Source organism: Clostridium sp. 2218st1_F5_2218SCRN_220325 (genome assembly GCF_039062665.1).
GTDB lineage: Bacteria > Bacillota > Clostridia > Peptostreptococcales > Peptostreptococcaceae > Intestinibacter.
In genome coordinates this window covers 163,685-175,237 of sequence record NZ_JBCLNH010000004.1, presented here as the reverse complement: position 1 = coordinate 175,237, position 11,553 = coordinate 163,685, and the positions used below count along the sequence as shown (strand labels likewise).

Here is an 11,553-nt window from a genome sequence, read left to right as displayed (position 1 = left end):
GAGCTTGATGTTGTAGTAAATATAATAAATAATAGACCTCGCAAGTGTCTTGGATATAAAACACCTGCAGAGGTCTTCGCTGCAACATAAACATAAAATGTTGCACTTATATTGACAATCTATCATGAATAATTTTTAATTAGGGTGATAATATAGTAAAATATTGTTAAAAGAGGTGATTGTAATGAAAGATATCATTGAAAAAATTGAAATAATAAAAGGTGATATAACAAAAATAAAAGTAGATGCTATAGTAAATGCTGCAAATAGATCACTTTTAGGTGGCGGAGGTGTCGATGGAGCCATACACAGAGCCGCTGGAAGAGAATTACTAAAAGAATGTGAAACATTACATGGATGTGATACGGGGGATGCTAAAATAACAAAAGGATATAATTTGCCTTGCAAATATGTTATCCATACAGTGGGACCAATATATAAAGATGGAAATTCAAATGAAGACAAATTATTGTATTCTTGTTATAAAAAATCACTAGAAATATTAATAAAAAACAATTTGAGAACAATAGCATTTCCAGCTATCAGTACAGGTATATATGGATATCCAAAAGAAGAGGCTGCAAATATAGCTTGTGATGCGGTAATTGATATGCTAAAAAATTATGGTGATAAGATAGACCAAGTTTGGTTTGTATGCTTTGGAGATATAGATTATGAAATTTATAAAAGACTTCTTAAAATTAAATTAGATATAGATTAGACAGTTTTTTTAAACTGTATATTAATTCGACATTTTGAATATATATTTTTATGTTAAAATCTTATAATTATAAATATATACAAATTTACTGATAAAATGTTAATATATAGAGTAATAAAATAAAAGTTTTATATAAAAATATATAATTGCAAACTTTGTAGAAAGGACATAATATGGCAAAAATATTAGTTTTAGCCGAAAAACCATCAGTTGGAAGAGATATTGCCAGGGTTTTAGGTTGTAAAAATGAAAAGAATGGATATATAGAAGGTAATAAATATATAGTGACATGGGCATTAGGTCACTTAGTTACATTAGCAGATCCAGAAACTTATGATAAAAAATATAAATCTTGGGATATGAGTGATTTACCAATACTTCCAAAAGATTTAAAAACTGTAGTAATAAAAAAGAGTGCAAAACAATTTAATACAGTAAAAGCACAATTAAATAGAAATGATGTAAATGAAGTTGTAATAGCTACAGATGCTGGTCGTGAAGGCGAATTAGTAGCTAGATGGATAATAGAAAAAGCACATATTAAAAAGCCTATTAAACGTCTTTGGATATCTTCAAGTACAGATAAAGCTATAAAAGAAGGCTTTACTAAACTTAAAGATGCAAAAGAATACAACAATCTATATTATTCTGCAATAGCTAGAGCAGAAGCAGATTGGATAGTAGGTATAAATGCAACTAGAGCGCTTACAACAAAGTATAATGCTAGTTTATCATGTGGTAGAGTCCAAACTCCGACTTTAGCTATGATATTAAAAAGAGAAGACGAAATAAGAAACTTCAAGCCAAAAGACTACTATACTTTAGATATTTTAACTGAAAAAGGTGGAAACTATTTAAAGTTATCTTGGCATGATAAAAATAATTCTACTTCGACTTTCAATAAAGAAAAAATTGAAAACATAAAGAAAAAAGTATTAAACAAGGATTTAAAAATAGTAGATGTCAAAAAGTCGAACAAGAAAAAATACGCTCCATCACTTTATGATTTAACAGAATTACAAAGAGATGCAAATAAAATGTTTGGATATTCAGCAAAAGAGACTTTATCTATAATGCAAAAATTATACGAGCATCATAAAGTTCTTACATATCCAAGAACAGACTCAAGATATTTAACTGATGACATAGTAGACACATTAAAAGATAGAATAAAAGCTGTAAATACTAGCGAATATTCAAAAGTATGTATGAAACTACTAAAAACAAAAATAAAACCTAATAAATCTTTTGTAGACAATTCAAAAGTTACAGATCACCACGCGATAATACCTACAGAAGAAAGAGTGTTTTTAGGGGATTTATCTGATAAAGAGAGAAAAATATATGATTTAGTAGTTAAGAGATTTTTAAGTGTATTATGTCCACCTTTTGAATATGAGCAAACGACTATAAAAGGAAGTTGTGAAGGCGAAATATTTACAGCAAAAGGCAATAAAATTATAAAATTAGGTTGGAGAGAAAATTATACTGTAGATGACAATGAAACATATGACGGTATAATTGATATAAATGTAGATGAAGTATTAAAAGTGGAAAGTGTAAAAATAGAAAACAAAAAAACTAATCCACCTTCATATTTAAATGAAGCTACTTTACTTACAGAAATGGAAAAACATAATTTAGGAACTGTTGCAACAAGAGCAGATATAATTGAAAAATTATTTAATTCTTTCTTTGTTGAGATGAAAAATAAAGAAATTCATATAACATCAAAAGGAAGACAACTTTTAGATTTAGCACCTAAGGATTTAAAAAGTCCAGAGTTAACTGCTAAATGGGAAAAAACTTTAAATGATATTTCAAAAGGTAAGAGTAAGAAAAATGAGTTTTTAAATGAAATGAAAAATTACTCAAAAACTATCGTAAAAGAAATAAAAAATAGTGAAAATAAATTCAAACACGACAATCTAACAAGAAATAAATGTCCAGAGTGTGGAAAATTCATGCTAGAAGTCAATGGAAAAAGAGGTAAGATGCTAGTTTGTGAAGATAGAGAATGTAATACTAGAAAATTAATTTCACAAACTACAAATGCAAGATGCCCAAATTGCCACAAAAGGCTTGAACTAAAAGGCCAAGGTGAAGGAAAAATATTTACATGTAGCTGTGGACATAGAGAAAAATTATCTTCATTTAATAAGAGAAAAGCCGAAGAAAAAGGAAAAGCATCTAAAAAAGATATAAATAAGTATCTAAAAAATCAAAATAAAGAGCAAGAAGCATTCAACAATCCTTTTGCTGCTCTTGCTAATTTAAAAAATAAATAATATAAGTTTAAAGGGAATGTAATAGGAAAATAAACAGAGTTTTTAAGGGGGAGATTTTGATTATCTATAGTGTAAGAGCCTTAAATATAATTGAAATATTAAAAAATTCTCATGATCCTGTCAGCAGTTTAGCTCTTAGTGAAGAAATTGGATGTTCTACAAAGACTATACAAAGTGAAATAAAAGACATCAATAAAAATGGCAAAGATGGGAAAATAATATCAATCCGAGGAATAGGTTATAAAATAGAAGGCTCATTTGACGATATTGCTATTCCTAGTCAGTATTTAGGGAATGTAGATAGGATTGATTATATTATAAAAAATTTGATAAACTTGACGACTAAGCCAGAAAATACTGTGAAATTAGAGGAATTAGCTGACTCTATGTATATAAGCGTCTCTACAGTAAAAAATGACTTAAAAGAAGTAAAATCTATTTTGAAAAAGTACAATATATCCGTTGTATCAAAACACAAGCAAGGTATAGCAATACAAGCGAGTGAAGATGATATAACGAGTTTTATATTAGATATATGTTCAAAAAAAGACAATGAACTTAATCTAAAAGACTTTTTAAGTGAAAAAGTATCAAATAATATATTCAACTTAAAAAATATTATTTTGAATATGTTGGGAAGAGAACATTTAGTGCTTAGTGATACAGAATTTAAAAATTTATGCAGTATTATCTTTATAAAGCTAAGTAGAAGTAATCAAGATGAAAGTGAATTTATACAAGCATATATAAAAGATTATATAATTCAAAGAGAATTAATAATGAATGATGATAAAAATAAAGAAAAAATAATACGAGCAATAAAGAAATTCTGTAAAAACTTAAAAATTGCAACATCTATAGACTTAAGCCAAGATGAAATATTTGAAACTTGTCTTTACAACCATATAAATAGTATATATAAAAAGATGAAGTTGGGAATAAATCAATATGGAGTTTTACCTATTGATATAAGAATAAAATATCCATATGCATATGAATTAGGTAAAATTGCGAAGAAAACAATAGAAGAAGAATTAGGCTTAAAACTAGATGATGAAGAAATATCTAATATAGCAGTACATGTCGGTGGTGCTATTGAAAGGTCAGAACATAATCAAAAGAAAAAAGTCTTTAAAGTAATAATCGTCTGTGTATCTGGGATAGGTACATCAATGCTAGTAAAAAATAAATTAGAATATTTATTTGAAGGAAAAATAGAAATAGTTAAAATAATACCGGCATATTTAATCGATTACATAAATGTTATGGAAGTCGACTTTATAATATCAACAGTAGATATTAAATGTGAGAGGGTACCAGTTATAACAGTTTCTCCTCTTTTAAATGACAATGAAGTAAAAATAATAGAAAAGTTTATGAAAACAGGAAAGATGTATAAAGAAGTTGAGACGAGAGATTTATTTGACAGAAATTTATTTTTTACAGACTTAGATTTTAATACAAAGGAAGAAGTTATAGAATATATGGGTAGCCAACTTGTAAATCAAGGGGTTATAGATGATGAGATGAAAAAATCATTCTTTGATAGAGAAAAAATAGCTACTACAGAAATTGGACATATGGTTGCACTGCCACATGGAGCTAATGGAAAAATATTAAAAAACAAAATTGCAGTTGGTATATTAAAAAATCCTATACATTGGACATTAGATGATGTAAGATTAGTTTTAATTTTAGCTATTGATAAAGATGAAATATTTGATTATGAAAAGTTATTTTCAACAATATACAAGCAAGTCGGTTCAGTATCAAAAGTAATCGGTATATGTGAAAATAAAAGCTACGAAAAATTTATGAAGATGTTTTAGTTTATAAATTTAATATAAAATAAATGTTTAGGGAGATAAATAAATAATTTATCTCCCTAAATTATTTATTTATAAAAATGATAAATTTCTCTTTTAATTAAGAGAAATTTATTGACTTTCTGAAAACGTATTTTTGAATTACTATAGAGTTATAAGATAAATAAACGTAATAAAAAAAATAAAAATGAGCACTAATAATATAAAGGAGGCTTATGGATGATATATACAGTAACTTTAAACCCATCGATAGACTATGTTATAAAAGTTAAAGAGCTAGTTAAGGGTCATATAAACAGAGTAAATGAAGAACATGTATATCCGGGTGGTAAGGGAATAAACGTGACAAGAATACTAAAAAACTTGGATAATGATAATATAGCCTTAGGATTTGTAAGTGGATTTACTGGAGATTATATAATAAATTCGTTAAAAGAATTAGGCTTAAAATCAAACTTTATAAAAGTAGAGCAAGGTTTTACTAGAATTAATGTAAAAATCAAAAGTGAAGAAGAAACGGAAATAAATGGTCAGGGACCAAATATAAAAAAAGAAGAATTAGATGAGTTTTATAAAGTAATAGATCAACTAGTAGATGGAGATATTTTAATATTATCTGGAAGTATTCCATCGTGTTTAGATGAAAAATTATATGAAGACATAATGAAAAGAGTAGAACATAAAAATATAAAAGTCGTTGTAGATGCGACAAAGAACTTACTTTTAAATGTTTTAAAATATAAACCATTTTTAATAAAACCAAATAATCATGAATTAGCAGAAATGTTTAATGTAGAGTTAAATACAACTCAAGATATAATTTTTTATGCTGAAAAATTAAAAGAAATGGGAGCTCAAAATGTATTAATATCTATGGGAAAAGACGGAGCCTTATTAGTATCAGAAGATAATCAAGTACTTATAAGTAGTGTTGCAAAAGGTGAAGTTGTAAATTCAGTAGGTGCAGGGGATTCAATGGTGGCAGGTTTTATAAGTGGATACTTAAAATCACAAAACTACGAAGATGCTCTTAGATTAGGTGCAGCAAGTGGGGGTGCAACAGCATTTTCTTCTGACTTAGCTATTAGAGAATTTATAGATAAACTAGTAAAAGAAATAAAAATACAAAAAATAAAATAATATATAGTCTGAAAAAGTCAAAAAAATTATAAAGAAAAATAATACAAATATATAAAGGCAATAATACTATTTAATAATTATGAAAAGGAGTAGGAGTTATGAGAATTACAGATTTATTATCAAAAGAATCTATCAAGTTAAACCTTTCATCTAAAACTAAACCAGATGTAATTGATGAAATGGTAGATTTAGTAGATGCAAGTGGAAATTTAAACAATAAAGCCGAGTATAAAGAAGCAATTTTAGCTCGTGAGGAATTGAGTACTACTGCAGTTGGCGAAGGAATAGCAATCCCTCATGCAAAGACAAAAGCAGTAAAAAAAGCTTGTCTAGCAGCAGGTATAACAAAAGATGGTATAGACTATGAAGCATTTGATGGAAGTTTATCTAATTTATTCTTTATGATAGCAGCTCCAGATGGTGCAAATAATACACATTTAGAGGTATTATCAAGATTATCTACAATACTTATGGATGAGGAATTTAAAAATAGTTTAATAAATTCAACAAGCGTAGATGAATTTTTATCATTAATAGACAAAAAAGAAACTGAAAAGTTCCCAGAAGAATCAAAAGAAGTTAAAACTCATAACGAATCTCAAAATATTAAAGAAAATAATAAATATCCTGAGGTCTTAGCTGTAACTGCTTGTCCAACAGGTATAGCGCATACATTTATGGCAGCAGAAAACTTAAATAATAAGGCTGAAGAAAAAGGAATAACAATAAAAGTTGAAACTAATGGTTCTGGTGGAGTAAAAAACGCTTTAACAAAAGAAGAAATAGAACATGCAAAATGCATAATTGTTGCAGCTGATAAAAAAGTTCAAATGAATAGATTTGATGGCAAAAAAGTTATAATAACTAAAGTTGCAGATGGAATACATAAAGCCGATGAATTATTAAATAGAGCAATAAAAGGTGATGCTCCTGTATATCATGCTGATGGAGTAAGTAATGATTCAGAAGAAAGTACGGATGAAAAAGAGAGTTTAGGAAGAAAATTTTATAAAGATTTGATGAATGGCGTATCTCACATGTTACCATTTGTTGTAGGTGGAGGTATATTAATAGCAATAGCATTTTTACTAGATGATTATAGCATAAATCCAGCTAACTTTGGTAAAAATACTCCGATTGCAGCATTCTTTAAAACTGTAGGTGAACAAGCATTTGGATTTATGTTACCTATATTAGCAGGTTATATTGCAATGAGTATAGCTGATAGACCAGGTTTAGCAGTAGGTTTCGTAGGTGGAGTTATAGCGAAAGATGGATATACTTTTACAAATGTAATGGATTTTGCAAATTCTAATCCAATAAGTTCAGGATTTTTAGGTGCTTTATTAGCAGGTTTTGTAGCAGGATATATAGTACTTTTGCTTAAAAAGATATTCTCTAAATTACCAGAATCACTAGAAGGTATAAAACCAGTATTACTTTATCCAGTCTTCGGTATATTATTAATGGCGATATTTATGATGGCTGTCAATCCAATAATGGGTGCAATAAATACAGGACTTAACAACTTCTTATCATCAATGAGTGGAAGTAGTAAGATATTATTAGGTGCTGTATTAGCTGGAATGATGGCTGTTGATATGGGTGGACCATTTAACAAAGCTGCATATGTATTTGGTACTGCACAACTTACAGTTGCAAATGCAGGACCTGAACAATTTGAAATAATGGCAGCAGTTATGATAGGCGGTATGGTACCTCCTATAGCAATAGCACTTGCAACTACATTCTTTAAAGATAGATTTACTGAAAGCGAAAGAAAATCAGGTATAGTAAATTATGTAATGGGATTATCATTTATAACAGAAGGTGCAATACCATTTGCAGCAGGAGACCCAGTAAGAGTAATACCATCTTGTGTAGTAGGTTCAGCAATAGCTGGTGCATTATCAATGGCATTTAGCTGTGGATCTAGAGCTCCTCATGGAGGAATATTTATATTACCAGTTATAAGTAATCCACTAATGTATTTTGTAGCATTAGTAATAGGTTCAGTATTTGGAGGATTAATACTAGGATTATTAAAAAAGAAAAAAGTAAGTTAATTAGGTTAAATTGATAAAATACAAATTAACTCATATATAAACACAACCCTTGATGCCACGAGTTTTACTCGTGGCAAATTTTATTTATACAAAATTAATAAATATATTTTCTAATATTGGAAACAATACAATAGTATAAAAAATTAAGGAAAAGGTGTTTAATATGGAAAATTCATTTTGGATAATAAATAATCAAGGTGAAAGTTATCCCACTTTAGATAAAGATATAGAAATAGACTACTTAATAGTAGGAGCAGGTCTTACAGGCCTTCATACAGCCTATATGTTAAGCAAAGAAAATAAACAAACAATAGTTATAGAGTCAGATAAAGTTGGATATGGTTCATCAGGAAGAAATACTGGAAAAATAACATCATCACATGGATTGATTTACGAAAATATAAGCAAAAAATATGGAAAAGAAAAGGCAAGACTTTACTATGAAGCTAATGAAGATGGACTTAAATTAATTAAAGATATAGTAAAAAAATACGATATAGATTGCAATTTTGAAAATTTGCCTAATTACATATTTACTGAAGACGAAGACTATTTAAATCAACTAAAAAATGAATATAAAATCTGTGAAAAACTACAAATACCATACGAATATTTAAATAGTATAGAAGACTTTCCCCTAGATATAAAAGGCGCCCTTAAATTAGACAATCAAGCTCAATTTAACTCTAAAAAATATATGGATAGTCTAGCAAAAGTTATTTCAGAAAAAGGTATTGAAATATATGAAAATACACCAGTAGTAGGACTTGAAAAACATAAAGATTTTTATATTGTAAAGACAAGAAACGATAAAACAATTAAGGCTAAATCAGTTGTAATAGCATCATCAAATATATGGCATGATGAATTAGGACTTTATTTTACAAAAGAGCAGGCATATAGATCATATTTAACTGTTTCAAAGCTAAATAAACCTATCGCAAAAGGCATGTTTATAAATATAGAAAAGCCATCAAAAACTGTAAGAACGTATACTGATGGAGATAAATCTTATTTAGTATGTGGAGGATTTGACCACAAAACTGGTAAATGCGATAATGAAAATGACATATTTAACGATATTGTAGAATTTGCAAAGAATAACTTCAAAATAGGAACATTAGAATATAAATGGTCTACACAAGATTATATAACAACTGACAATATACCTTATATAGGCCATATAAGCAAAGATGAGCCCGATATATATATTGCTACGGGATTTTGTAAGTGGGGCATAAGTACATCCGCTGTTGCAGGTATCGTTATAACCGATTTAATTTTAAATAATAAATCAAAATACCAAGAATTGTTTGACCCATCTAGAACAGGAAGTTATTTAAATTTAAACTACTTAAAAGAAAATACCATTATGGCTTATGACTATATAAAAGGCAAAATTAAAAAGGGAAGTATGGAGCTAAATATACAAAAAGAAGAGGGAAAAGTAGTAGTTATAGATGGGGATAAATATGGAGCATATAGAGACAAAAATGGAAAATTATTTGTTGTCGATATAACATGCACACATTTAGGATGTGAACTAAAGTTCAATAGTTTTGAAAAAAGCTGGGATTGTCCATGTCATGGGTCTAGGTTTAATTATGACGGAAGTATCTTAAATGGACCAGCGCTTAAACCATTGAAATTGATTGGAATCGGGGATAATGATATTGACCTTGATTTAGTATAAGATTATTAAAAAACTTAAACTTGACACCTATTTGTCACCAAAATTTAAAATAAGTCAGAGATTATTGGAATTTCACTAGCTTATTTTTATTTAATATTTATATCCATTTTCTATAAGTATAGTAGCAAGAGTATGCCTTAAATCACAGAATTTTATAGATAAATTTAAATCTTTACAGATTAAATCTGGAAAAATAGATTAAATATAAAAAATTGGGGAATTTATAAAATATAAAAGAAGTATGGAAGGAGTAGTGTTGTTACTACAACACTAAATAAAAAATGTTTAGCATTATAGGATTAATTTTATCACTTGTACTCATTATGCTTTTAGCATATAAAGGGTATTCAACAATAATCACTGCACCAATAGTAGCACTATTAACACTTATAGTAACTACTGGTTTTGATAGCCATCTGATGGCATCTTATACAGAAGTATATATGTCAGGCTTTTCGAGTTTTGTAAAAAATTACTTCCCGTTATTTATGACAGGAGCCATATTTGCTATATTAATGGAAAAAGCAAATTATGCAAAATCTATTTCTCATTTTATAACAAAAAAATTAGGTAGCGACAAGGCTATATTATCTATAGTTTTATCGGGAGCGCTACTTACATATGGAGGAGTTTCTTTATTTGTAGTTGCTTTTATATCATATCCTATAGCGAGGAGTTTATTTAAAGAAGCAGATATTCCAAAACGACTTATTCCTGGATGCATTGCATTAGGTTCATTTACTTTTACAATGACAGCAGCTCCAGGCTCACCAGAAATTCAAAATGTTATCCCAATGAAGTACTTTGGAACAGATGCTTTTGCAGCGCCTTTACTTGGTATAATTGCAAGTTTGTTAATGTTAGGATTAGGAATGATTTATTTAAGTAGAGAAGCTAAAAAAGCTAGAAATAATCATGAAGGATATGGAGATTATATAGAAAATGAAAAATTAACTGATGAAAAACTACCAAATATACTTGTGGCAATTGTACCTATTTTAATTATATTTGCATCAAACTTATTTTTCTCAAAAGCATATTATCCTTCAGTTGATGGAGCCTATTTAGAAAAGTTTAATACAACTTTAGGTAATGTATCTGGAACATGGAGTGTTATAATTTCAATAGTTATAGCAGACTTATTTTTAGTTATTACTAATTTTAAAAAAATCAAAAACATAAAAAGTGTTTTAGATGAAGGTGTTACTAATTCTTTTAGACCTTTATTAAATTCATCAGCAATTGTTGGGTATGGCAGTGTGATTAAATCATTGGCTATTTTTTCAGTAGTTCAAAATTTTGTATTTAATATTTCGTCAAATCCTATAATATCAGAAGCCTTATCTGTAAATTTAATTTGTGGACTTACAGCATCTGCTTCTGGAGGATTAACAATTACTTTAGATGCTTTAGCACCTACTTATCTGCAAATGGCGAGTGATTTAAATATTTCACCTGAAATTTTACATAGAATAGCTTCTCTAGCTTGTGGAGGTCTTGATACATTGCCTCATAATGGAGCAGTTATTACAACTCTAGCTATTTGTGGTCTTACTCACAAAGAATCATACAAGGATATATTTGTAACATCTGTATTAATTCCGATAATTGTAACAGCTATAATTGTAATAGGTGTGAGTATATATATTTAAAATAAATGTAAGCCAGAAATTTTTATAACTTTCCTGGCTTATTTTATTATCTTAAATATATCTTTTAACAATTTCCTCAAACAGAGGCTTAATTTCTTTTAAATCATCTATTTCATCAAAGTCATATTTGATAGTGTCTTTGTTTTCATTAGATAATAACAAACAAA

General features: G+C 28.2%; 7 protein-coding genes. All 7 read left to right on the top strand.

Annotated elements, in window-relative coordinates; translation table 11 throughout:
• Positions 1–196: 196 nt before the first annotated feature.
• The 7 genes from ABCM86_RS04290 (at position 197) to ABCM86_RS04260 (ending at position 11,386) form a co-directional block, all read left to right on the top strand.
• Positions 197–721 (top strand): O-acetyl-ADP-ribose deacetylase, encoded by a 525-nt coding sequence (locus tag ABCM86_RS04290; RefSeq protein WP_195929841.1) that lies wholly within the window; start codon positions 197–199, stop codon positions 719–721.
• A 173-nt stretch (positions 722–894) separates the two neighbouring features.
• Complete coding sequence (locus ABCM86_RS04285; RefSeq protein WP_343003546.1) at positions 895–3,009, top strand: DNA topoisomerase III; 2,115 nt, start codon at positions 895–897, stop codon at positions 3,007–3,009.
• 56 nt (positions 3,010–3,065) lie between these two features.
• The gene (locus tag ABCM86_RS04280; RefSeq protein WP_295733054.1) at positions 3,066–4,838 is read left to right on the top strand and encodes a PTS sugar transporter subunit IIA; all 1,773 of its coding nucleotides are present in this window, start codon (positions 3,066–3,068) and stop codon (positions 4,836–4,838) included.
• A 216-nt stretch (positions 4,839–5,054) separates the two neighbouring features.
• Positions 5,055–5,975, top strand: coding sequence for a 1-phosphofructokinase (pfkB, locus tag ABCM86_RS04275; RefSeq protein ID WP_295677423.1), 921 nt, complete (start codon positions 5,055–5,057; stop codon positions 5,973–5,975).
• Between the two features lie 98 nt (positions 5,976–6,073).
• Positions 6,074–8,041: a fructose-specific PTS transporter subunit EIIC gene (locus tag ABCM86_RS04270; protein ID WP_295677424.1), complete on the top strand. Its 1,968-nt coding sequence runs from the start codon at positions 6,074–6,076 to the stop codon at positions 8,039–8,041.
• Between the two features lie 163 nt (positions 8,042–8,204).
• Positions 8,205–9,734, top strand: coding sequence for an FAD-dependent oxidoreductase (locus tag ABCM86_RS04265; protein ID WP_343003544.1), 1,530 nt, complete (start codon positions 8,205–8,207; stop codon positions 9,732–9,734).
• Positions 9,735–10,015: 281 nt separating this feature from the next.
• Positions 10,016–11,386 (top strand): GntP family permease, encoded by a 1,371-nt coding sequence (locus ABCM86_RS04260; RefSeq protein WP_295734484.1) that lies wholly within the window; start codon positions 10,016–10,018, stop codon positions 11,384–11,386.
• Positions 11,387–11,553 lie beyond the last annotated feature (167 nt).

Excerpts from the sequence above, each read along its gene's own strand:
- pfkB (WP_295677423.1), top strand. The coding sequence starts at position 5,055 with ATGATATATACAGTAACTTTAAACCCATCGATAGACTATGTTATAAAA.
- ABCM86_RS04265 (WP_343003544.1), top strand. The coding sequence starts at position 8,205 with ATGGAAAATTCATTTTGGATAATAAATAATCAAGGTGAAAGTTATCCC.
- ABCM86_RS04285 (WP_343003546.1), top strand. The coding sequence starts at position 895 with ATGGCAAAAATATTAGTTTTAGCCGAAAAACCATCAGTTGGAAGAGAT.
- ABCM86_RS04270 (WP_295677424.1), top strand. The coding sequence starts at position 6,074 with ATGAGAATTACAGATTTATTATCAAAAGAATCTATCAAGTTAAACCTT.
- ABCM86_RS04260 (WP_295734484.1), top strand. The coding sequence starts at position 10,016 with ATGTTTAGCATTATAGGATTAATTTTATCACTTGTACTCATTATGCTT.